Raw genomic sequence first — 21,926 nt, 5'->3', positions numbered from 1 at the left:
GGAGCCGCCATGGTAGACAAGATCCCTATTCTCAAAATGGGCAAATACCTGCTCTTGTCCATCCAGGTCGACATGCACGACCAACTGGCCCTGGACCTGCAGGAAGATTTGACCAATCAAATCGTCAAGCACCGAGCCAAGGGCGTGCTGATCGATATCTCTTCCCTGGAGATCGTCGATTCGTTCATTGGCCGCATGCTGTCCCACATTGCCAATGTCTCTCGCATCCTTGACGCCAAGGTCATCGTCGTGGGCATGCAACCTGCCGTCGCAATCACGCTCGTCGAATTAGGCCTGTCACTCGACGGCATTGCCACTGCACTGAATGTAGAAAAAGGGATGGCCCGTCTGGAACAGATGGTCGCGGATGATGAACTCCTGGAGCTAGAGCGTGGCGAAGAAAGACATACTTCCGCTGAAGCAGGAGACTGACATCGTCCTCATCCGGCAGCGTGTACGCCAATCTGCCGAAACAGCCAAGCTGGGGCTTGTCTCACAGACCAAGATCGTTACGGCCGCAAGCGAGATTGCCCGTAATGCTCTGATCTACGGCGGCGGTGGCGAATGCGTGATCGAGGATACGATGCGTAACGGCCGCAGCGCCGTTCACCTGGTCATCACCGACCAGGGTAAGGGAATCGATGACATCAGCAAGGCCATGGTGGACGGCTATACTTCAGGTAATGGTCTGGGCCTGGGCCTGAGCGGTGCCAAGCGGCTGGTGGATGAATTTGCAATCGAAAGTGCACCCGGGCAGGGTACACGTGTGGAGTTGTGGAAGTGGCGTTGACCCCATTGTATTGCAGCCAGACATTCTCGGTTTCCGATGTTGCCCACGTGGATGCTGCGCGCCGGGCGGTCATCCGCCATGCCCGCGAACTGACCGATGACGAAGAAGTGCTGGGCAAGCTGACCCTTGTTGTCCAGGAGCTGGCACGCAATCTAGTCAACCATGCCGGCGAAGGCGAGTTGTACCTGAGCCATAATAATCATGAGCTGGACCTGATCGCGGTGGATAGCGGTCCAGGCATGGTCAACGTGGCGCAGTGCCTGAGCGACAACTATTCCACCAAGGGTACGATGGGGGCTGGACTGGGGGCGATCCGGCGTATGTCTGATCGCTTCGATATCTACTCGCAGCCGGGTAAGGGCACTATTGTATTTTCCCGAACGCAACTGGTGCCCTCGCCTCCAGGCAAGCGGTTTGAAGAGGGTGTGTTGTGCACCCCGCATCCGCGGGAGGAAGTTTGTGGCGACAGCTGGGCCGTGCTGAACAACCGGATTATGGTGTGTGACGGGCTTGGGCATGGCACACAGGCCAGAGAAGCCAGTGCCAAGGCTCGGGATATATTTCTCAACCATCCCACCGGCCTTCCCCTGACCGAGCTGATGGAGCGCATGCACCGTGCCCTGACAAGTACACGTGGTGCAGCCCTGGCCTTTGCTGAAATTCTACCGGAACAAGGCACCGTCAATTTCTGTGGTGTTGGCAACATTGCCGGCACCCTGATGGCAGATCGGCCGCGAAGCATGGTCTCGGCCAACGGTACTGTTGGCTACAAGATAGGCCGCGTACAATCCTTTTCCTATCCCTGGGATGAATCTACCGTGCTGGTCATGAATTCAGATGGTATCAATTCCCGGGTCAACCTTGCAGGGTATACCGGCCTGCTAGGCAAGCATCCCGCCATTATCGCCGCCCTGATTCATCGTGATTTCAAGCGCTCAACGGATGACGCCACGGCGCTGGTAGTACGTCATGTCTAATGACCGCCTGATTTCTAGCCTGCGCATCGAAAGCGAACAGGACATCGTCTGGTGTCGCCAACGTGCCAAGCAGCTTGCCGATTGGATTGGGCTACCCAGGCTCGACCAGATTCGCGTTGCCACCACGGTTTCTGAGTTGGCACGCAATATCTACCAGTACGCCAAACAGGGTCGATTCAGCTTTTACATGATGACCACTGCCGAAGGGCGCCTGAACGGCCTGCGATTTGAAGCGCAGGACAACGGTGCAGGCATCCAGAATCTGGACGATATCCTTAATGGCAGCTACGTCTCTCAGACCGGTATGGGTGTAGGTCTGCGGGGCGCCCAGCGCCTGATGGATGATTTCCAGATTGACACCTCTTCGAGCGGTACCCGCATCCGCGCCGCCAAATACCTGTCCGTACCCAAGCCCTTTCCCAGCGAGGCGGAGCTGAGTCGGCTGCTGCATCAGCTCACCGACAAGAGTGCGCTGGACCCTTACAAGGAAATGCAGCTCCAGAGCGAAGACCTGCTGGTGACCACCTCGGAACTGCGCGCCAAGCAGCAGGAACTGGAGGACACCAACAAGGAACTGGAGGAAACCAACAAGGGGGTTGTGGCCCTGTACTCCGAGCTGGAAAAGACCGCTCAGGAGCTGCAGGATGCCAGCGAAGCTAAGAGTCGCTTCTTCTCCAACATGACCCATGAGTTCCGGACGCCGATCAACATTATCGAGAACATCTCGAAGCTCCTGATCTCCGGTCAGGACGGACCACTGAATGGAGAACAGTACCGTCAGGTCAAATTCATCAGTGATGCTGCTGCCGAACTCTCAACCTTGGTCAATGAGCTACTGGATCTGGCTGAAGTGCAGTCCGGTCGAATGAAAGTCATGGCTGAACCGTTCAGCCTGAATGAACTTCTGGAGCGAATCGAAGCCTTTGCCGCCGCGCTTTCGTTCCGCTACGAGAATGTCAGCTACCGGCTCGACCGCCTGCCGGAAGACGTCATTCTGAATACGGACCGGGAGCGTCTGTTCCAGATCCTGCGCAACCTGATTTCCAATGCTTTCAAGTACACGCCCAAGGGTAGCGTGACGATTCGCTGTTTCCGTCCGGACGACCAGCAGATCGAATTCATGGTGGCCGACACCGGAATCGGCATTTCCGAAGAAAACCAGAAAAAGGTATTCGACGAGTTCTACCGGATCAAATCACCGGGCCGGAAGAACATTGAAGGGACGGGGCTGGGCTTGTCCCTGGCGCAGAAGGTGGCCACCCTGCTCAAAGGCGAAATTGATCTGACCAGCCAGGAGGGCGTGGGCAGCAAGTTCTACCTGCGCATCCCGATAGCGCTGGAGGAAAACGCCTCCACACTCGAGCAGAACGCCCTCTCCGGCATGACGATTCTGCTGATCGACGACAGCGAAGCCGATCGCTATATCGTTACCCGCGCCCTGGAAAGCTATGCCCCGATCATGATCGAGGCTGATAGCGCCAAGGCCAGCATGGACAAGCTCAATGCCGTGCGACCAGATATCATCTTCCTTGACCTCGATCTGCCGGATATCAGCGGTGAAGAGCTGCTGGAGAGCATGGACTGGTCCATGCACCGTCGCGTCCTGGTCAACACAGCCAAGGCTCTGAACGATGAAGAGCTGGCCCGCCTCAGACCCTATTGCCATGCCATTCTGCAAAAATCCCAACCTGGGTATCTTGAGCAGTTGCTCTGTCAGGTACAGAGTTTGTCCAGGAGCTTGAGAAATGAGTGACCGTAAGCGCATCGTCATCATTGATGATACGGATGCGAACCGTTATGTGCTGCGGAAGATTCTGCTGTCCCAGCCTGACTTCGATATTCTCGAGGCCGGAAGCGGTAGTGCTGGCCTCGAGCTGATCAACGATCAGACCAGCCTGGTGATCATTGATATCAACCTGCCGGACATGAGCGGCTTCGAACTGATCCAGGCCATTGAAAAGAAGCTGGATCAGAACAAGATGCCGGCCATTATCAATATCTCGGCCACGTTCGTCAGCGGCAAGGACAAGGCTATGGGACTCAACCAGGGCGCCCAGGCCTACCTGACCCACCCGATCAACCGGGACGAAGTCCTGGCTACCATTTCGTCCTTGCTCAAATCGAGCACTCGTCTGGCGAGCATCGAAAACCAGCGCAACGTCGCCATTGCCCGCAGTGAAAACCTGGAGGCCGAAAAGATCATGCTGGAGCGCTTCATGCGTTCGCTGAACCATGACCTTCGCTCCCCGCTGACCGCCGCGACCATGGTAGCCAGCCTTATGCGTCGCACACCTGCCCGACGCACCGATGACATGCTGAAGCTGCTCGAGGAAAACCTGCAGCGCATGAATCAGATGATCACCAACGTGTTGGATATTTCCCATACCAGCCTGGGCGGTGGGGTCAAACTGCACGGTGAAAAGCTGAGCCTTGGTACGCTGCTTGGCGAGGCGATTAGTAACCTGCGGATTCAAGTACAGAACGAGATCACGCTCACCCTTGAGTCACCTGAACAGCACGTCTATTGGGACAAGCACGCCTTGCTGCGCATCGTCGACAATCTGGTCATCAATGCCGCCAAGCATGGCACGCCTGATACGCGGATCGACGTCAGCCAGATGATGTCTGCCGAGCGTATTGTCTTGTGCGTTCGCAACCAGGGCCGGATGCCTGACGAGGTATTGGTCAACCTGGCAACGCCTTATTTCATTTCCACCCGCAGCGATGATCGCGGCTGGGGATTGGGCCTTCCCATCGTTAAAGCGCTGTGTGAAAGCTTTGGCGGCCATGCCGAATTCAAAAATATTGACGACCACGTCGTGGTGGAAGTCCACCTTCCCTCTACGGTACCCCCCACCTGATTGCCGCCCTGCCTCTCAAGGAGCCCTGCCGGTGGGCTCCGTAGCATCAGGCGATCACGTCCAAAGCTCGCTCAAGATGCTCATGCAAATAGGGACTGTGCTCAATGCATTTGTCGATAAGAAACTCCGAGCACAGGTCCTGTAGCGACTGCTTGGATGCTGCATATTCTTCCAGTGCCCGCGCGGCACTCCAGTCCTGACCGGCATAAACCAGCGCCAGCAGCTCAACCAGTTGTTCGTGGGTAAGACCGGATATCGCCTCCCGCAAGCGCTGTTCGGCCAGTGTTTCACCGATCAGTGAGCCTGTGGCGGATTCGCCTCCCAATCCCAAGCCTCCCCCTAGCCCGGTACCAAACCCGTCATGGGTAAGTTGGGTACAGGTTGCCAATGCCGCGATAGCTTTTATCTGCTCGCGGCTGAGATATTCGAGTCGCTGCGTCATATCCTTTCTCCTGCTCGATGCACTATTGGACCGCTCCGGATACCCATGGTGCAGCGGCGCTTGAACCCAAAACCTGATCTGGATCAGGTTAGCTACATCACTTGATCCCCAATCGCTTGGCCAGGCGGCTCAGGTTGGCACGGTCAACGGCCAGTTCTCGGGCTACATCCGCCCACCGATGGTGATGCCGCTCGAGCGATGTTTCAATCAATTGCTTCTGATAGGTATCTACCGCTTCGCGCAAGGGAAGACTAACAGGCAGGTCGGGCCTTTCAACAGCAGGCGTTATGTCTGCAATGGGTACTGCAGTGGGCAGATCCAGCGAGCGGCTGTCGATACTCAGGATACGGGGCCGCTCGCCGTGGCTCGACAGCGCCTTGAGTGCGGCGCGACTGATCAGGTGCTCCAGCTCGCGCACATTCCCAGGCCAGTCATAGGTCAATAATGACTTCTGCGCCTCAGGACTCAGGCGCAGGCTACGCAATCCTAATCGCGCCCTGTTCTCCTCAAGAAAGTAGCCGGCCAGCAGCAGTACATCACGTCCACGCTCGCGCAAGGCGGGCACCTTCAGCGGGTACACACTCAAACGATGGTAGAGATCTGCCCTGAAACGGCCAGCTTTTACCTCTTCGGCCAGATCGCGGTTGGTGGCCGCAATGACCCGAACATCAACATGATGCTCACGATCCGAGCCTACCCGCTGTAGCTGACCACTCTGTAGAACCCGGAGCAATTTGGCTTGAGCCGCCAAAGGCATTTCACCCACTTCATCCAGAAACAGCGTCCCGCCATTGGCCAGATCGAACTTGCCGCTGCGCTCGCTGATCGCTCCGGAAAAGGCGCCACGCACATGCCCGAACAACTCGCTTTCGACCAGGGTTTCCGGCAGCGCCGCACAATTGATGCTGATCAAGGGCCGGCGTGCACGGGCAGACTGCGCGTGAATGGCTTCGGCCACCAGCTCCTTGCCAACACCGGTCTCTCCCGTCACCAATACGGTCAGGGCGCTATCCCCTACGAGAGCGATCTGCTGCAGGAGCTGCTTGTGTGCAGCACTCTGCCCGATCAGCTCACGGGTTCGCACCTGCCCTGCTGCCTGCTTGTAGAGTTCAGCCAACTGGCTTTCATCGGCCACGCGTCGCGTCAAAGCATTGATCCGCTCGGCTGCTGTTACGGTGGCCGAAGCCAGACTGGCAAAGGCTTGCAGCATGTCCAGATCCACAGTGCCGAAACGCGCTTCGTCCAGGGCATCGAGTGTCAGCAATCCCCAGACCTGATCCTGCACATACAGCGGGCAGCCCAGGCAGTCATGGACCTCAAGAGCTTCATGGCCCTCAACCAGACCGTCATAGGGATCGGGCAAGTCGCAGTCTGCTGCAAAGCGGGTCGGCCCTCGATGTTCGATCAGCACCTTGAGCCGCGGGTGCTCACTGATGCGAAAGCGTCGCCCTAACGTATCAGGGCTGAGCCCCTGTACGGCTAGTGGTATCAGTTGATCGCCATCCAGCCTGAGCAAGGCAACGGCATCGCAGGGCAGCAACTCCCGAAGTGCCAGCAATAATTTGCGATAGCGCTCTTGCTCCGGCAGCTCTCGGGACAGGTCGGCGACCAGGGGAATCAGTGCAGACAACAACGGAGCCGTGGTCATTATGACCTCTCATAGAGTCATTTTGACAAACACATTAAGCAGTCAAAATGACTCGAATCTAGATAACCTATTGATTTTAAAAGCCCTTGCTATTGGCATGCCTCGTGTATTACTCAGGTAAAGCCAACGCAGGAGCTGAACCATGTTAACCGCTCAACAACGCACAATCATCAAGTCCACCGTTCCGCTGCTGGAAACCGGAGGTGAGGTGCTGACGACTCACTTCTACAAGATGATGCTCAACGAGTACCCGCAGGTCCGCCCCTTGTTCAACCAAGCGCATCAGGCCAGTGGCGCCCAGCCTCGTGCCCTGGCCAATGGCGTACTCATGTATGCCCGTCATATCGACCAACTGGAGGCACTCGGCCCGCTGGTGGCTCAGATCGTCAACAAGCATGTCGCCTTGCAGATTCTGCCGGAACATTATCCCATCGTAGGGACCTGCCTGCTGCGGGCTATTCGCGAGGTATTGGGCCAGGAAATCGCTACTGACGAAGTGATCGATGCCTGGGCCGCAGCCTACGGTCAGCTGGCCGATATCCTGATTGGCGCCGAGGAAGATCTGTACGCCACTCATGAGGCAGCCCCCGGCGGCTGGCGTGGCGGTCGCTGGTTTCGTGTTGCCCGCAAGGTGGCTGAGAGTGACGAGATCACGTCCTTTTACCTGGTACCCGAGGACGGCGGTGCCCTGCTGGACTTTCAACCGGGCCAATACATTGGCATGCGCCTGAATCTGGAGGGTGAAGAGGTACGCCGTAATTACTCGTTATCGGCACGCGCCAACGGTCGCGAATACCGCATCAGCGTTAAGCGCGAGGCCGATGGCCGTGTTTCCAATTACCTGCACGACCAGGTAAACGAAGGGGATCGTCTTGAGCTTTTCCCACCGGCAGGCGAGTTTACGCTCAGGCCATCTGACAAGCCTCTGGTCTTCATTACCGCTGGTGTCGGCATCACTCCGGCACTCACCATGTTGGAAGCGGCACTCGAAACCCGTCGTCCCATTACCTTTATCCACTGCGCCCGCGATGCAGGCGTCCAAGCCTTCCGCCCGTGGCTCGAAGCGCAGAAGGCAAAGCATCCTCAGCTACGCTGCTACTTCTGCTACAGCCATCCGCGTCCCGAGGATCAGGGCGATGCAAACGGACTTTTAACACATGCACTACTGGAGCAGTGGCTACCCGAGAATCGTGACCTGGATGCCTACTTCCTGGGTCCAAAGCCCTTCATGGCCCTGATCAAGCGTGAGCTGAAAGCGCTGGGTGTACCTGAAGCGCAAAGTCATTATGAATTCTTTGGGCCAGCAGCATCGTTGGAAGCTTGAGTAAAGAGGCGGGTCTCAAGGCCCGCCTTTTAATTCACTTTTATTGAATAAAAGGCTCATTATTATTTATTAGATCGATCCCAGGAGGCTCGCTAGGATAAAGAGGCTATTACCTGCGTGCCTATAAAAGCCTCTAATAATCGTGAAAAAAAGACTGCGTTCCTTGCTGCCCTGGTTCAAGCGTTTCAAACCTGTTGCCGTCAAAGCCCCGCCCCGTGAACTGGTCCGTGCCACGCTTGGCGCCTGCCTGGGCATGGTAGCCAGCGTTCTGGCGTGTACTCACTTCTACGGACTCGAGATTGCGCTGCGAATTGCAGCCCCTATCGGTGCATCAGCCCTGCTGCTGTTTGCTGTCTCGTCCAGTCCTCTGGCGCAACCCTGGTCGATTATCGGCGGCAACGTAGTGGCTGCTGGAATTGGTGCACTGGTTGGCCAGTGGATCGACCATACCCTGCTGGCCGCCGCGGTGGCGATGGCGCTGACCATCGTGACCATGTTCAGCCTGCGTTGCCTCCATCCACCGGGCATCGCAGTGGTCGTGGCAGTCAGCCTGGGCGGGCCGGCTTTTCAACAAATCGGTCTGTACATCATGCTGCCGGTGGCGCTCTGTTCGCTAATCGTTCTGGCAGGCGCCCTGATCTACAACAACCTGACTCGCCTGCCTTACCCAAAGGCTCCGGCGCCCGCTGTCAATCCGCATAACACACGAGACCCGCTTCCTTCGCAGCGTGCGGGCTTTACGACGGCAGATCTTGAGCTTGCCATGAAGGAGTTTGGTGGCGTTGTCGACATCACTCGAGACGACCTTGAGTCCCTGGTCCGTCAGACCGAGCGCCACGCCTTGAGTCGTAGCATGGGCGCCATCACCGCCGCTCAGATCATGTCGCGGGACCTACAGATCGCCCATCCTGACACGCGGTTACAGGATGCCTGGAACCTGCTGGAATCTCATCACCTGAAAGCGCTGCCGATTCTTGATGAGGCAAAGCATCTGGTGGGCATCGTGACCCTGGCCGACCTGTTCAAGGCCATCGAGCCGGGCTCGCCGAACGCGCAGGGTAATCCAGGCGATATCCCGCTTGAGCGCTTTATGACACGCCATGTGCAATGTGTGCGGGATACCACCCATATCGTGGAGCTGGTGTCACTGCTTTCAGACAAGGGCCTGCATTACCTGCCTGTCCTGGATGAGCCGGGCAACCTGGTCGGCATCATCAGCCAGACCGACCTGATCGCTGCGCTCTACCAACGCTGGTTGAAGAACGTACTTACTCACCGTGAGGCGGCCAATCAGCGCACCTCCGAGGAAAGCGCCGCCTGATTCAGAGGGCGCATGGCCTTAACCATGCGCCCTCCTGGGATCATCCCTCCCAACGCTGGGACCAGTCTGCGTCCTCACCGATCACGTCTCGCAGCAACTGGATCGCATCCTGAAGCACGGGCGTTTCCTTGTCCCGTGAGTACACCAGATACGTGGGATAGGTGAATTCTGGTGCTCGTTCTACCCGCTGCAGAATGCCGTTATCTAGATAGCTCTGGACGACGCGCGTCCTGAAATATCCTGCACCTCCATTCTGTACAAGGTACTGCAAGGCCAGAGGCCCCAGACTGAAAGAAAGCGCCGCTTTCGCCTTTTCGGGCATGGCTGCGTCGTGCTGCTTGCGAAAGGCCTCGCCCCAATCAATGTAGATGTAGGGCTCAGGTTGAGCTACCGAGCAGACCTGAATCAACTTTTCCTCCAGTACCTGCTCGACCTGCATTCCTGGCCAGTATTCCGGCTGATAGACCAGTGCCGCATCCAACACGCCTTGCTCTACCTGCTGTTGCAGACGACTGCTGTCGGCAATCTCAGCCCGTACCGCGTAGCCAGGCAATGCCTCCCGCAAACGCTTTACCCAATTGAGGATCAATGGATTGCTCAGGCTGACCTCCCCGCCTACCGTGAGCAGATTGCGAAACCCCTCCGGCAGCGGCAGGTCACGCCGCGCAGCGTCCCATGTCTGTACCAGCTGACTGGCATATCCGGCAAACACCTGACCATCTGCCGTCAGCCTGGCACCCGCCCGGTTACGTACGAACAGCCGGCACTGAAGCTGTGCTTCCAGATTCTGTACCCGCGCCGTGACCGCGGTTTGCGTCACATGCAGCCGTTCCGCCGCAGCCAGAAAGCTTCCAGTCCGGGCAATTTCAAGAAAGGTACGGGCCAGTTCAAGATCCATGGGTATCCGATTATCGATAAGCGAGCCGTCAGTGTAGCCATGAACTCAGGCTGTATGCAGTTCTGCTTCGCGCGAGGAGGACTCCTGGCGGAACACTGAGGGCGACACCCCGGCCAGCCGCTTGAAGAACCGCGTGAAATACGCCGGTTCGGAAAAGCCCAGCAGATCCGCAATCTGGTTGACCGTAAGGCCCGTGTAGATCAGGTTTCGCTTGGCCTCAAGCAACAGCCGTTGATGGATGACGCCCAGTGAGGTCTGTCCGCGCAGCCGCCTGCAAAGCCCATTGAGATAGGCCGGTGTGATACCCAACGCCTTGGCATAGGCCTCGATAGGCCAGTGATTGCTGTAATTCGCCTCTACCAGCTGGGAAAACGCAGTCAGGTAGGACTGACCCCGCTCGGGCCGCTCCTGGGCGTCGCGCACCATCACCTGCCGCCCCAACCATACCGCCAACACCCCAACCAGTGATTGCAGGAGCAGGTCCCGCGCCGGCGCCGAGGAGCTGTACTCATTATTGATCGCGGCAAACAGCGTGTGGATGTAACGCCGCTCTCGTCCGACCTGATAAAGCGCAGGCTGGCTGAAGGTCTGGGTCTGCCCGCCCAGATGCTCCTGCAGCCGGGAAACCAGGGGCATCGCCAGGGTAAGAATAAAACCGTCGATGTCCTCCGAGAACCGAAATCCGTGGATGCAAAAGGCAGGCACCACCTGGATGGCGGCATCATCGATCCGGGTCTGCTGCCCATCCACATTAAGCTCGGCCCATCCCTTTCGCACATAGAGCAGTTGCACCAGATCAGCATGCCGGTGCAACTGAATCTCCCAATCGTGCAGGCTGCTGCGCTTGGGAATGGACTCGCAGTGCAGCAGGTCCGGTGTAGGCCATTCCAATGGGTCGCCATAGAGCATGAACACCGGAATATTCGGCACGGGCGGTTTCATGGTGGACCTCATTCTTATGCAAGGGTGTTTATAAAAGTCCAGAACTTCCTACGTAAAGTGCCTTCTCGCCCGGCAATGATCAACCAAAAATACAGGCGACGCAGATAAGAACGCACGCTGGCCACCCCTTCGCCGGACGTGACGACACAATAAGCGAGAGACCATAACAATGAAGACACAAGTCGCCATCATCGGCGCCGGTCCATCCGGCCTTCTCCTGGGTCAGCTGCTGCACAACGCTGGCATCGACACCGTTATCCTCGAACGTCAGAGTCCTGATTACGTGCTAGGCCGCATTCGTGCTGGCGTCCTCGAACAGGGCATGGTCGACCTCTTGCGCGAGGCTGGCGTCAGCGAGCGTATGGATCGGGAAGGCTTGGTCCACGATGGATTCGAGCTGGCGTTCGAGGGTCGCCAAGAGCGCATCGACCTCAAGACGCTTTCCGGTGGCAAGACGGTCATGATCTACGGCCAGACCGAAGTCACCCGAGATCTGATGGAAGCACGTAAGGCCAGTGGTGCGCTTAGTGTCTACGAAGCCAGCAACGTACAGCTTCACGAGCTGAAAGGCGAAAAGCCCTATGTGACCTTTGAAAAGAATGGCGAAACCGTACGCCTGGACTGTGACCATATCGCCGGGTGCGATGGCTATCATGGCATCTCGCGCCAGTCGATTCCGGCAGACGCGCTCAAGACGTTCGAACGGGTGTATCCCTTCGGCTGGCTGGGCGTCCTGGCCGACACCCCACCGGTGAACGAAGAGCTGATCTATGCCAACCATGAGCGCGGCTTTGCCCTATGCAGCATGCGCTCCAAGACGCGTACCCGCTATTACGTGCAGGTTTCCGCTGACGAGAAGGTCGAGGACTGGTCCGACGAACGCTTTTGGGATGAACTCAAACAGCGCCTGCCGGCCGAAACCGCTGCCAGACTTGTTACCGGCCCCTCTATCGAGAAAAGCATCGCGCCTCTGCGCAGCTTTGTGGTCGAGCCCATGCAGTATGGTCATCTCTTCCTTGTCGGCGATGCGGCGCATATCGTTCCACCCACAGGGGCCAAGGGGCTGAACCTGGCGGCCAGCGATGTCTGCACCCTGTACCGGATTTTGACCAAGGTCTATCACGACGCCCGTACGGATCTCCTACAACGCTATTCGGAGGTCTGTTTGCGCCGCGTCTGGAAAGCCGAGCGTTTTTCCTGGTGGATGACTTCCCTGCTCCATCGCTTTCCTGATACGGATGACTTTGGCCACCGCATCCAGCAGACCGAGCTGGATTATTTCCTGGGTTCTGAGGCCGGTAGAAAAACCATTGCCGAAAACTATGTCGGTCTGCCTTATGAACCCATCGAATAAGGCGACGGCAGCCAAGCTCTGGTAATCTGGCCGTCTTGACCCACGCCCGTAAAGCGCATCCACTCGGCTGCGTTTTACGCTGCACGCCAGGACTGTCCATGCCCAGCACCTACCTAGAACAATTACCTCAAGAAATTCAGGCCAACGTCCGCACTGCGCTGGCTGAAGATGTAGGAACCGGCGACATCACCGCCCAGCTCATCCCTGCCGACCGCACCGCCAGGGCCACTGTCATTACCCGCGAAGACGCCACCCTCTGCGGCACCGCCTGGGTCGATGAGGTGTTCCGCCAGATCGATTCCACCGTAAAGGTTGAATGGCAGGTTCGGGACGGGGAACGGGTCATGGCTGACAAAATTCTTTTTACCCTGTCAGGCCCCGCCCGCTCCCTGCTGACGGGCGAGCGAACAGCGCTCAACTTCCTGCAACTGCTGTCAGGCACAGCGACTCGCTGCAGTTACTACGCAGACTTGGTCAGCGGTACTCAGGTCCGCCTGCTGGATACGCGCAAGACCCTACCCGGCCTGCGGCTGGCACAAAAGTATGCCGTTACCTGTGGTGGCTGTCATAATCACCGCATTGGTCTGTACGATGCCTTTCTTATCAAGGAAAACCATATTGCGGCCTGTGGCGGTATTGCCCAGGCTGTAGAGACGGCGCGTCGTATCGCCCCCGGCAAACCGGTTGAAGTAGAGGTTGAGAACCTCGCTGAGTTGGAGCAGGTCCTGGCCACAGGCGCTGAAATCGTCATGCTCGACAATTTCTCGCTTGAGGATATGCGCGAGGCCGTAAGAATCAATGCGGGCCGCACCAGGCTGGAGGCGTCGGGCGGCATCAATGACACGACCATTCGCCCAATCGCCGAAACCGGTGTCGACTATATTTCAATAGGCACGCTGACCAAAGACGTCAAGGCACTGGATCTTTCCATGCGCCTGGCGCTTTGATCATATGCCTCCTGTTGTTCACTGCAAGCCGGTTCGCTGGCCCGCAGGCTTTATCAAGGAACCTTTGTGAGCCATCGCTACCTTGTCATCGATAGCAGCGCCTTCACCAGCCCACAGCTGGAAGCCTACCTGTCCGCGCGTCCCAAGAACCGTGTCATCATTTCCGACAGCACGGCCGTACAGCTCTTTCAACCCGAGCAATGGGTAACGGCCCGCAACGGATTGTTCAAGCAGTACAAGGATCGCATCTTCTTTTCAGATTCCAGCGGGCCAATTCTTCAGGCCGAGCTGGAAGGACGCAAACCCAGCATCCTCGCCGCGCCGTTGACGCGAGCCTTTAACGCGACGATTGCCGCCGAAGGCGAAGAAGAAGCCCGGCAATTGGCATACATCCACAAGAACCTGCTGGATATCGAAGACGAATACCTGGCCAACCGCAAGGTATTTCTCAACACACTTATTACCCATATGAGCAAGGCGCTGCAGGATAATCCTGCCGTTATTCAGGACCGTGATGCAGCCATTCACCTGGCAGCCGCTACGGCTCAACGTGGTCTCGCCAAAGGGTTCTCTCCAAGCCTGCTTGACGCGCCCTACAGTGTGTTTCTCAAGGCCTACCCTCTGGCAGCCCGCTATGTTGCCCTGCTTGCCTCGCTGCTGGTTGAGCATATCCAGGCAACCGGTACGGCTGCCAAGGTGAACGCAACGGCCATTATCGAAACCTTTACGCAGCGGGATAACGTGCTGATTGCCAGCCTGTTCGACGGCCTGTTGAGTACGGATGAGAATACTAACGCTGCCTTCGCCGCGCTCAAGCAGACCCTTGCAGTGCTCAGCAAGGTGGGCGCCCAATCCGTACATTAACGTCTGGAATGCCCTTGGAATCGGTGGCTTCTGCAGCAGCGGCAGAGGCCACCGATATATTGATCAAGCTCACACTTTAGAACTTTAGCTGTTAACGCTTCAAATCCTCTTCGCTGGTCCGCCTCGCGCTTCCTGTGCGTTTTTCGTTCACGAAAATATCTGTCCCGAACATCATTCATAGCTCCGGTTAATCGTTGACTCATTGTCACTTAGCCGCGCCAATTATTTTTATAAGCGCTTTCGCCATATTTTTGACAGCCCTGAATCAATCATTCCAAATAGCCATTATTGCGACTAATCGCCGCTCTATGACGGCCCTTTCACTGCCATTTCGTTCCTCAAGCCAAACGCTAAGCCGTCGATACGCCAAGCACAACGACAGCATGCGCCTCAGAAATCACCTCGGCGCTTAAACGACTGTCACGGCTTATCCAGCGCAACACAGCAGCTGGTAATTGATTTATTCAATATTGGGGAAACTTTCATGAACCGCTTTGAATCCATCGCACGACTCAGACGCCTCTTTCGTGGTGCAGTACAGGGGCTGCTGCTCTCTGCTTCTGTGGCTACGCTATCCGCTACAGCCCAAGCGGATGATTTAAGCGTCGGTCTGGTTGGCTTGAACATGTCGGGCGCTGGGTTTGCGGCCCATGTTCTACCCGGCCTCAACAACCGCAACTACATTTTCCCTACGGAAACCCATTTCAAGGATTGGAGCGAGAGAGGCGTTCGCCTGATTCGCTTCCCTATTATCTGGGAGCGCCTACAGCCCAAGCTCTACAACATGCTCGATCCAGACTATGTAGGGCTGATCCAGCAGACCATGAACTATGCACAGAAATACAATGTGCGCGTCATTCTGGACCTGCATAACTATGCGCGTTATCGCGGTGAGCTGATCGGTACAAAGAACGTGCCGTATGCGGCCTACCACGACGTGATGTACCGCATCGCCTTTCGTTGGGCCAAGCACCCTGCCCTCTACGCCTACGACATCATGAATGAACCCAACGGTGCGCTCGATTACTGGCCGACCGCAGCACAGCATGGCATCAATGGCGTGCGTACGGTGGACAAGGTCAAACCCATTATTGTCGAAGGCAATGGTTGGGCGGAGGCAACCCGCTGGGCGCAATGGAACGATTCGCTGCTCAATCTGAAAGACCCGTCCGACAATCTGATTTTCTCGGCGCACACCTATTTCGATAACAACTCCGGTGGCACCTACGAGACCGTGGACGTCAGCACACTGGACCCCATGTATGGTGTGGCGCGTGTGAAGCCTTTCGTAGAGTGGCTGAAAAAGCATGGCAAGAAGGGTTATATCGGCGAGTTTGGCGTCCCGGACAATGATCCTCGCTGGCTGGTACTGATGGACAACATGTTGGCCTATCTCAGACAGAACTGTATCCCGGCAACCTATTGGGCGGCAGGTCCTGGCTGGGGTAACTACAACCTGGCGGTTGAGCCCGTGAATGGACAGGAACGCCCGCAATGGCCGACGCTCAAGAAATACCTGAGCACACCTAGTCAGTGCATACAAATAGGCCCGAATTGATCGGACCTATGGAAATGGGGCCTGCTTGAGGCCCCATTGGCTTACTTGGGCATCGTTTTCGAGGTCACGTACTTGCTCAGGACTTCATTATCATCCAGCGCATGAACATCGGAGGCGACCCACAATTTACGCTCGATCCCCTGGGCAATCAGATGCGCGACAGCCGCTTCGATAGCCGACAGTACACAAAGCTGAGCCGGCTCGTTGGTGGTATAGCCAGACTCTGCCTCTAGTAGCTTCTTGAACTCGACGAACTTGTAGACATCCGCCGAGCGACCAATCGAGAAGATGGTCTTGGATGTCATCACGTTGGCCAATACCTGTCCGCCACGTACATCGATGGCGCGCAGATTGACCGTCACCTGGTCGACCCGGTATTCCTGGGACGCACCGATTCCCAGGTAGCGAGCGCCTTCGCCGCCGCTGCGAATATTGGTGTCGTAGGCAACGATGCCACCCTCCAGCAGGATATTGGCTGCCTGCAGTGAAGGGAGCGGCTGCTGAATGTTTTGTGGCGTGTTGGGCTTGCTCTGGGTCGCCCGGATGATCTTGCGCTCGGTCAGAATGTTCTGCAGCCCCTCACGCTCCAGCACCACGAACCAGCCGCTGGCCTGGAGTGCATCGACCAACATGCTGGCGCCACCCTGGGTGACGGCGGTAGAGAACGAGCTGGCCGGGCTGGGCTTGTACTGGCCGGTCTGGTCACGGAACCCATAGACGGCCGCAACAAGCTTGCCTCGCGGTGCCGGCAGATTCAGCAGATCGTAATAGGTGGAAGCCCGTGGGGTCAGTGTAGGTTGGGCATTTTGTTCGGCGGGCATGGGGTCACGCACAGAACATCCCTGCATCAGCATCGCGCACAGCAACGCTGACGACATCATGAGTCGTTTCATAATGGCTATTCCTGGTTTAGCGTGCTGCTTAGTAAGTCGTTCCGGCCAATCCGTTTACGGCAATCTCAGAGACCTCGCCTGTCACCCGATCCGTAATATGGATGACCAGCTGCCCTGTTTCGTCATTGAGAATATTGACGATGAAATCGTCGGTAGTAACGCTGCCTGCCTTGCCGTTACGGGCATTGGTCAATACCTGCGAAAGCAGGCTCGACTGCAACTGACTGGTAAAGCGCTCGATGGCCGACATACTGCTGGAAGACTTGGCATCCGGATCGTCGTAGTCATTCTGGGCCTGCGCGTTACCAAGCAGGTACGAACCGTTTAACGGACTACCACCAAAGGCGGGGTTCTTGGGGGTATAGACCAGTTCAGTGGCCTGAAGCGACGAGACGGAACCTAGCAATAGCAGCCCTAGCATCGTTGCTGAATGTACGTTCTTATTCTTCATAGCTCGTCTCTGTCCATGTCGAAGGTGTCATATAAAAGATTTTCCAGTTTTTGTTTAGCGACTGTGTCCTTGACCATGTCCGCCGCTGCGTAGGCTGTGCCTTTGAGCTCCGCGACATTGGGTTGGATGAACTGTCGGTAAACCACTCGCTGGTCATGCTCCACCCAGACCAAACTTCCCCAACGCGCAGAAGGCCTCTCGCGTACTACCAAGTTGAAATCCAGTTGGCTGGTATCGACCAACCGATCGCTGAAATAGCGATAAAAGTCGTGACCGAAGCGGGAGATCGTGTTGTCGACGATAAAGCCCTGGATATTCTCCTCATCATCGGCAGCCTGTGCCGACATCAGCATCATCATCCCCAGCAGTCCGACTCCCCAGCGCTTCATTGCGTTAATGTCCTTTACTCTTTTCGTAGAACTTCAGCGCGGCCTCTGCACGATTGGAGGCGCCAATCTTGCGAAGCAGGTTATGAATATGACTCTTGATGGTATGTGTACTCAGGCAGAGCTGATGAGCAATCTCCGCGTTTGAATAACCCTTGCCAACCAGGCTCAGGATCTCACGCTCGCGCCCGGTCAGGTCCACCGCCTCCTCTTCCAGTGTCTGCATCCGCCGATAGCGCTCGATCAGACGCTCCATGACATCACGTGGCAACCAGTCCCGTCCCATCAGCAGGGCCTGTATGCCATTGAACAAAAGCTCTCGGGAGGTATGGGTGTAGAAGATTCCCTTGATCTCGGGATGCTTTTCGATGAGCTGCTGCGCCTGCTCATCCGAGGTATTGACCAGCGCAACCGGTGCCTGACCAATCAACTGATCCAGCACAGCCGAGCACTGCTCGAATGCGACACTACCGACATCAAGCAGCCAGAGAGATGCCTTGGCCTTTTCCAATCCATTGAAGTCCCCCACGCATAACTCGAATTCCGTCTGCTGATTGAGAAAGTGCTGGAATAACTGCCCCAACAACTGATTCTTGGTCAGTAGTTTGACGGTAAGTGGCGGGCGGCCTGTTGCCATAATGGCGTCTGCTGAACTCAACTTTAAGCCTCGGTTATTCTTAATGTCGGTAGGCTATCCAACGATCTTGCGATCACAAACAAAAAAGCCCCTGAAACCATTTCGCCTCAAACAAATGAGAAATTAAACACAGCGATATATTGAGATTCTTTTGGCATCACTCCCTGATGACGGTTGAATATTCAGCAGGCTGGATTGAAACAACAGAATTCTCAAGAACCAACGTGAACACTTTATGAAACAGGACTGTATTCACGTAACGAGATACATCAGGAAAAGACTTCTCTTTCCAACTTAGGTAATAGATCACCTGCTGCACCAATCAACGTCCAGTCATCGGAATGTACTCCTGAAACCGGCTGTGGATTGATATGAACGACCGCGGCATCGGCATCACGCGCAATATGAGGCATCTGAGCGGCCGGGTAGACCACACCGGATGTACCGACGGAAAATAGGACATCACACTGGGCTGCCGCATCAAATGCCTGCTGCAAGGCCTGTACCGGTAACGACTCGCCAAACCAGACGACGCCCGGCCTTATAAAACCATTACACCTGGAACAGCGTGGCGGTTCGACACGACGACCTTGATCTGGTTCAACCGGTATTTCACGCTCGAACGAATAGCCGGTGCCGCAGGCAAAACAGCGCGGCTGATGCAGGCTGCCATGCAGGTGCAGTACATCGGCCCTCCCGGCACGCTCGTGCAGATCATCGACATTCTGGGTAACGACGGTAGCGCGTGGAAAGTGCTGGGCCAGACGGGCAATGGCAAGATGGGCCGGATTGGGCTGAGCCTTCAGCACCTTCATACGACGCCATTCGTACCATCCCCAGACGAGGGCCGGATCCGCCTCAAAGGCTTCGGGGGTTGCCAGTTCGGTGGCATCGAATGTTGCCCAGAGTCCGGTCTGTGCATCTCGAAAGGTGGGAATGCCGCTTTCGGCCGATACGCCTGCACCGGTAAAGAACACCACGTGCTGTGCATCGCGAATACAGTGTTTCAGCGCTTCATCTATCGCCAGGGACGTAGAGGATGGGGTTTGGCTCATAACATCTGTTCCAATCTTTCCATGAGTGGGCCGATCCTGCTTTTATAAAGAGGCCTTTCCGGTCTTTTTTCACCAAAGGTCCTATTGGTGAATAAAACGTTCTTGTCTGAATATGAAATGCTTATCCAGTTGTAGCCAATTAATATGAATTTGCCAGTTGAAACGTAACCAGTTTTTGCGGCAGGCGCTACCTTTTTAATGGGAAGTGCATGCCAGAGCACTTGTGTAAATACGCTACACAATTGCTCAAAGTTCTCATTTTTCTTTTACCAACAGATACCTTATCGTTTTCAAACTCGACCGACGGTGCCGCCACTCATCGTATTTCGACAAGAGCGGGTTCACTCGCTGCGCTACATGCCGATAATCCGGAAGTTCCCTTCGAGCGAGAGTATTTTTCTCTTGCTGACGTTTCGCCTCACCGGAATCGCCATGAAGAAATCCTTTTTTAGTAAGCATCGTTTCACTGTTATTCCCGCGCTGGCCTTGGCTGCAGTAATTGCTGGCAGTATCGGTTATTGGAGCCTGACGTCTAGTCAGGCAACTGTCAGCACAGCAGCCCCCGGCTCGGTTCAAGCGATGCTTGATACGGTCCGCACGGCACCACAACCGTGGACAGACCATCCGCAGGACTTGTCCGTTCTGGTCAACGACATGCGCAGCAACGCCATTGCAGGTGCTGTGATTGGCGAAAAAGCGGTGTATATCACTACCACGGCCAATGCTCACTACACGGTAGCCGATCCTTCTGGCCGGGTCGGCGATCTGGTTTTGCGTGACTACTCGAACCGTGGCGAGACCTTGTTCCCGGTTGCGACTTTTGCCGAATCGGCTGAGCGCAGTCCGGTCATGGAAAGCCTGTTGGCCAACCTGCCCACCTATCTGCTGCTGCTTCTGCTGGCCGTACCGCTGGCGTTCCGCGCTATGAGCCCGTTCAAGATCCAGCGCAAGGGAACGAATGTTTCCTTCGAGGATGTCGTTGGGGCCCATGAAGCCAAGCGTGCACTGGAGGACATCACTACCTGCCTGCGTAACCCTGCCGCCTTCTCGGCACTGGGCGCACGCCCGCCAAAGGGTGTCTTGCTGACTGGTGAGCCGGGCACAGGAAAAACTCAGCTGGCCAAAGCACTGGCTACGGAATGCAACGCGCATTTCATCCAGGTGACGGGCAGTGATTTCTCCTCGATGTTCTTCGGAGTGGGCATTCAGAAAGTGAAGTCCCTGTTCCGTACAGCGCGCAAGAAGGCACCGTGCATCATCTTCATCGACGAGATCGACGGTATTGGCAAGCGTGCCGAGCAGTCCCGCTCAAGCGACGCGGAAGCCAACCGCATCATCAACCAGTTCCTGACCGAGATGGATGGCTTCGATGGTTCCAGCGGCGTGCTTGTCCTGGGTGCGACCAACTTTGCCAACTCGCTGGATCCGGCACTGGTGCGTGAAGGCCGCTTCGACCGGACCATTGCGGTCGGTCTGCCAACCCTGGAAGACCGTATCGAGCTGTTCCGCCTGTACGCCAAGAAAATTCAGGTGCAGGGTGACCTGGATTTCGAGGCCCTCTCCCGTAACACCGTTGGCCTGACACCTGCAGCCATTGCCTACATTGCCAACCATGCGGCGCTGCTGGCAGCACGTGAGAACTGCACTCAGGTCAGCATGAGCCACTTTGTGGATGCGATCGAGACCTGCCGTATCGGTGAGCAGCCTACTGCTGTCACGCCGCTGAGCGATACCGAGCGGACCCGTATTGCCGTACACGAAGCCGGCCATGCCCTGGTAGCAGCGGCGCTCAACACTGGGCGTGTCGAGAAGGTGACCATCCTGCCCCGTGGTCAGGCCTTGGGTGTGACACTGGTAACACCGGTAGAAGACAAGCGTCTGCATCTGGAGTCTGAACTCAAGGCTCGTATCCAGATGCTGCTCGCCGGCCGCTGTGCCGAACAGATCTACTTCCATGAAGTATCTTCGGGCGCGGCCCAGGACCTGCAGGAAGCCTCCAAGCTGGCCCTGTCGATGGTGGGTTCATTGGGTATGGGACCGAAAGGTTCGCTGATCAGCATTCAGGCACTGCGTGATGCCGGCATTGAATACGATGCAAATACGTCCATCGAGGCCGCAGATGAGCTCTTACATCGCCTGAACGATCAATGCATGGCCCTGTTGCAGCGCCTGCGTCCGGCCTTGGACAGCATTACCCAAGGCCTGCTCGAGCACGAGACGATCCCGGGCGAGGATGTCATGCAGGCTCTGGCTGCCCATGGCGGTAGCGAGGCAGTCAAGGCCCTCAATCGCGCCATCAAGGCCGATCCCGAGCGTGCCCAGAACGCAGCCATGAGCGGTTGGACGCTGGATTAATTTCCGCCGCAGCTCTTGCTGACCCCCAAAGCCCGTGGTGAACACCGCGGGCTTTTTTATTGGGAAAAATCTGCAATTTCTTACCGTAGAAAGCAAAACCGTCTGCCTTTCGCCGATAGTCTGAATTGACAAAGTAACAAAGGAACGTTACATAATATTTCCAGTTGTATGACGACGTATAACACAACAATCATAACAAGTGGATATGTAGCGCTATGGCCCT

Annotated in this window: 21 protein-coding genes; 12 read left to right on the top strand and 9 right to left on the bottom strand. The window is 56.4% G+C overall.

Annotation, left to right across the window (positions count from 1 at the left end):
* Positions 1-9: 9 nt before the first annotated feature.
* Genes JQR90_RS06050 through JQR90_RS06030 form a run of 5 tightly spaced genes read left to right on the top strand, consistent with a single transcriptional unit; the run spans position 10 to position 4,628 of the window.
* Positions 10-432, top strand: coding sequence for an STAS domain-containing protein (locus JQR90_RS06050; RefSeq protein ID WP_010797538.1), 423 nt, complete (start codon positions 10-12; stop codon positions 430-432).
* A complete protein-coding gene (locus JQR90_RS06045; protein ID WP_010797537.1) occupies positions 392-790 on the top strand; it encodes an anti-sigma regulatory factor in 399 nt (132 codons plus the stop codon). The genes JQR90_RS06050 and JQR90_RS06045 overlap by 41 nt, the downstream gene beginning before the upstream one ends.
* A complete protein-coding gene (locus JQR90_RS06040; RefSeq protein ID WP_010797536.1) occupies positions 781-1,767 on the top strand; it encodes an ATP-binding protein in 987 nt (328 codons plus the stop codon). Before JQR90_RS06045 ends, JQR90_RS06040 begins: the two co-directional genes overlap by 10 nt.
* Positions 1,760-3,520, top strand: a complete 1,761-nt coding sequence (locus tag JQR90_RS06035; protein ID WP_010797535.1) for an ATP-binding response regulator — start codon at positions 1,760-1,762, stop codon at positions 3,518-3,520. Before JQR90_RS06040 ends, JQR90_RS06035 begins: the two co-directional genes overlap by 8 nt.
* Positions 3,513-4,628 (top strand): hybrid sensor histidine kinase/response regulator, encoded by a 1,116-nt coding sequence (locus tag JQR90_RS06030; protein ID WP_010797534.1) that lies wholly within the window; start codon positions 3,513-3,515, stop codon positions 4,626-4,628. The genes JQR90_RS06035 and JQR90_RS06030 overlap by 8 nt, the downstream gene beginning before the upstream one ends.
* Positions 4,629-4,674: 46 nt before the next feature.
* On the opposite strand, the gene JQR90_RS06025 is transcribed toward JQR90_RS06030, so the two are convergent.
* Both JQR90_RS06025 and norR read right to left on the bottom strand, forming a co-directional pair.
* Positions 4,675-5,070 (bottom strand): hypothetical protein, encoded by a 396-nt coding sequence (locus tag JQR90_RS06025; protein WP_010797533.1) that lies wholly within the window; start codon positions 5,068-5,070, stop codon positions 4,675-4,677.
* Between the two features lie 97 nt (positions 5,071-5,167).
* Positions 5,168-6,718 (bottom strand): nitric oxide reductase transcriptional regulator NorR, encoded by a 1,551-nt coding sequence (gene norR / locus JQR90_RS06020; RefSeq protein WP_010797532.1) that lies wholly within the window; start codon positions 6,716-6,718, stop codon positions 5,168-5,170.
* Positions 6,719-6,860: 142 nt separating this feature from the next.
* Here norR and hmpA point away from each other — a divergent pair, with 142 nt between their 5' ends.
* Positions 6,861-8,042 carry an NO-inducible flavohemoprotein gene (hmpA, locus tag JQR90_RS06015; protein ID WP_010797531.1) on the top strand — a complete coding sequence of 394 codons (1,182 nt, stop codon included), beginning with the start codon at positions 6,861-6,863 and terminating at the stop codon, positions 8,040-8,042.
* A gap of 142 nt (positions 8,043-8,184) precedes the next feature.
* Complete coding sequence (locus JQR90_RS06010) at positions 8,185-9,363, top strand: HPP family protein (protein WP_010797530.1); 1,179 nt, start codon at positions 8,185-8,187, stop codon at positions 9,361-9,363.
* A 40-nt stretch (positions 9,364-9,403) separates the two neighbouring features.
* Here JQR90_RS06010 and JQR90_RS06005 read toward each other — a convergent pair whose 3' ends face one another.
* Entirely contained in the window at positions 9,404-10,261 is an 858-nt protein-coding gene (locus JQR90_RS06005) for a LysR family transcriptional regulator (protein ID WP_010797529.1), read from the bottom strand.
* Positions 10,262-10,306: 45 nt separating this feature from the next.
* Positions 10,307-11,203: a helix-turn-helix domain-containing protein gene (locus JQR90_RS06000; RefSeq protein ID WP_010797528.1), complete on the bottom strand. Its 897-nt coding sequence runs from the start codon at positions 11,201-11,203 to the stop codon at positions 10,307-10,309.
* A 169-nt stretch (positions 11,204-11,372) separates the two neighbouring features.
* On the opposite strand from JQR90_RS06000, the gene pobA reads away from it, so the two are divergent.
* The 4 genes from pobA to JQR90_RS05980 all read left to right on the top strand — a co-directional run bounded on the left by pobA (position 11,373) and on the right by JQR90_RS05980 (position 15,926).
* Positions 11,373-12,557 (top strand): 4-hydroxybenzoate 3-monooxygenase, encoded by a 1,185-nt coding sequence (gene pobA / locus JQR90_RS05995; RefSeq protein WP_010797527.1) that lies wholly within the window; start codon positions 11,373-11,375, stop codon positions 12,555-12,557.
* Positions 12,558-12,655: 98 nt separating this feature from the next.
* Positions 12,656-13,504 (top strand): carboxylating nicotinate-nucleotide diphosphorylase, encoded by an 849-nt coding sequence (gene nadC / locus JQR90_RS05990; RefSeq protein WP_010797526.1) that lies wholly within the window; start codon positions 12,656-12,658, stop codon positions 13,502-13,504.
* A gap of 66 nt (positions 13,505-13,570) precedes the next feature.
* Positions 13,571-14,368, top strand: a complete 798-nt coding sequence (locus JQR90_RS05985; protein ID WP_434140644.1) for a hypothetical protein — start codon at positions 13,571-13,573, stop codon at positions 14,366-14,368.
* Positions 14,369-14,852: 484 nt separating this feature from the next.
* Positions 14,853-15,926 (top strand): glycoside hydrolase family 5 protein, encoded by a 1,074-nt coding sequence (locus JQR90_RS05980; protein ID WP_010797524.1) that lies wholly within the window; start codon positions 14,853-14,855, stop codon positions 15,924-15,926.
* A 41-nt stretch (positions 15,927-15,967) separates the two neighbouring features.
* Here the strand turns inward: JQR90_RS05980 and JQR90_RS05975 are convergent, their stop codons facing one another.
* The 5 genes from JQR90_RS05975 to JQR90_RS05955 form a co-directional block, all read right to left on the bottom strand.
* Positions 15,968-16,819 carry a CsgG/HfaB family protein gene (locus tag JQR90_RS05975; protein WP_010797523.1) on the bottom strand — a complete coding sequence of 284 codons (852 nt, stop codon included), beginning with the start codon at positions 16,817-16,819 and terminating at the stop codon, positions 15,968-15,970.
* A 28-nt stretch (positions 16,820-16,847) separates the two neighbouring features.
* The gene (locus JQR90_RS05970) at positions 16,848-17,270 is read right to left on the bottom strand and encodes a curli assembly protein CsgF (protein WP_019366623.1); all 423 of its coding nucleotides are present in this window, start codon (positions 17,268-17,270) and stop codon (positions 16,848-16,850) included.
* Positions 17,267-17,659, bottom strand: coding sequence for a curli production assembly/transport protein CsgE (csgE, locus tag JQR90_RS05965; protein ID WP_019366624.1), 393 nt, complete (start codon positions 17,657-17,659; stop codon positions 17,267-17,269). The genes JQR90_RS05970 and csgE overlap by 4 nt, the downstream gene beginning before the upstream one ends.
* Positions 17,660-17,663: 4 nt before the next feature.
* Positions 17,664-18,293, bottom strand: coding sequence for a helix-turn-helix transcriptional regulator (locus JQR90_RS05960; RefSeq protein WP_083603160.1), 630 nt, complete (start codon positions 18,291-18,293; stop codon positions 17,664-17,666).
* Positions 18,294-18,562: 269 nt separating this feature from the next.
* On the bottom strand, positions 18,563-19,348 hold the full coding sequence (locus JQR90_RS05955; protein WP_010797519.1) for an SIR2 family NAD-dependent protein deacylase: 786 nt from the start codon (positions 19,346-19,348) through the stop codon (positions 18,563-18,565).
* Between the two features lie 432 nt (positions 19,349-19,780).
* Here JQR90_RS05955 and JQR90_RS05950 point away from each other — a divergent pair, with 432 nt between their 5' ends.
* Positions 19,781-21,703: an AAA family ATPase gene (locus tag JQR90_RS05950; protein ID WP_010797517.1), complete on the top strand. Its 1,923-nt coding sequence runs from the start codon at positions 19,781-19,783 to the stop codon at positions 21,701-21,703.
* Positions 21,704-21,926 lie beyond the last annotated feature (223 nt).

It is taken from the genome of Pseudomonas sp. JZ114 (genome assembly GCF_051027705.1).
Classification (GTDB): domain Bacteria; phylum Pseudomonadota; class Gammaproteobacteria; order Pseudomonadales; family Pseudomonadaceae; genus Chryseomonas; species Chryseomonas luteola.
This window is presented reverse-complemented; position numbering and strand designations above follow the sequence as displayed.

Bases quoted from the DNA above. Each gene is read 5' to 3' on its own strand.
- JQR90_RS06050 (WP_010797538.1), top strand. From the start codon at position 10: ATGGTAGACAAGATCCCTATTCTCAAAATGGGCAAATACCTGCTCTTG.
- JQR90_RS06035 (WP_010797535.1), top strand. From the start codon at position 1,760: ATGTCTAATGACCGCCTGATTTCTAGCCTGCGCATCGAAAGCGAACAG.
- JQR90_RS06030 (WP_010797534.1), top strand. From the start codon at position 3,513: ATGAGTGACCGTAAGCGCATCGTCATCATTGATGATACGGATGCGAAC.
- JQR90_RS06025 (WP_010797533.1), bottom strand. From the start codon at position 5,070: ATGACGCAGCGACTCGAATATCTCAGCCGCGAGCAGATAAAAGCTATC.
- norR (WP_010797532.1), bottom strand. From the start codon at position 6,718: ATGACCACGGCTCCGTTGTTGTCTGCACTGATTCCCCTGGTCGCCGAC.
- hmpA (WP_010797531.1), top strand. From the start codon at position 6,861: ATGTTAACCGCTCAACAACGCACAATCATCAAGTCCACCGTTCCGCTG.
- JQR90_RS06005 (WP_010797529.1), bottom strand. From the start codon at position 10,261: ATGGATCTTGAACTGGCCCGTACCTTTCTTGAAATTGCCCGGACTGGA.
- JQR90_RS06000 (WP_010797528.1), bottom strand. From the start codon at position 11,203: ATGAAACCGCCCGTGCCGAATATTCCGGTGTTCATGCTCTATGGCGAC.
- pobA (WP_010797527.1), top strand. From the start codon at position 11,373: ATGAAGACACAAGTCGCCATCATCGGCGCCGGTCCATCCGGCCTTCTC.
- nadC (WP_010797526.1), top strand. From the start codon at position 12,656: ATGCCCAGCACCTACCTAGAACAATTACCTCAAGAAATTCAGGCCAAC.
- JQR90_RS05980 (WP_010797524.1), top strand. From the start codon at position 14,853: ATGAACCGCTTTGAATCCATCGCACGACTCAGACGCCTCTTTCGTGGT.
- JQR90_RS05975 (WP_010797523.1), bottom strand. From the start codon at position 16,819: ATGAAACGACTCATGATGTCGTCAGCGTTGCTGTGCGCGATGCTGATG.
- JQR90_RS05970 (WP_019366623.1), bottom strand. From the start codon at position 17,270: ATGAAGAATAAGAACGTACATTCAGCAACGATGCTAGGGCTGCTATTG.
- csgE (WP_019366624.1), bottom strand. From the start codon at position 17,659: ATGAAGCGCTGGGGAGTCGGACTGCTGGGGATGATGATGCTGATGTCG.
- JQR90_RS05960 (WP_083603160.1), bottom strand. From the start codon at position 18,293: ATGGCAACAGGCCGCCCGCCACTTACCGTCAAACTACTGACCAAGAAT.
- JQR90_RS05955 (WP_010797519.1), bottom strand. From the start codon at position 19,348: ATGAGCCAAACCCCATCCTCTACGTCCCTGGCGATAGATGAAGCGCTG.
- JQR90_RS05950 (WP_010797517.1), top strand. From the start codon at position 19,781: ATGAAGAAATCCTTTTTTAGTAAGCATCGTTTCACTGTTATTCCCGCG.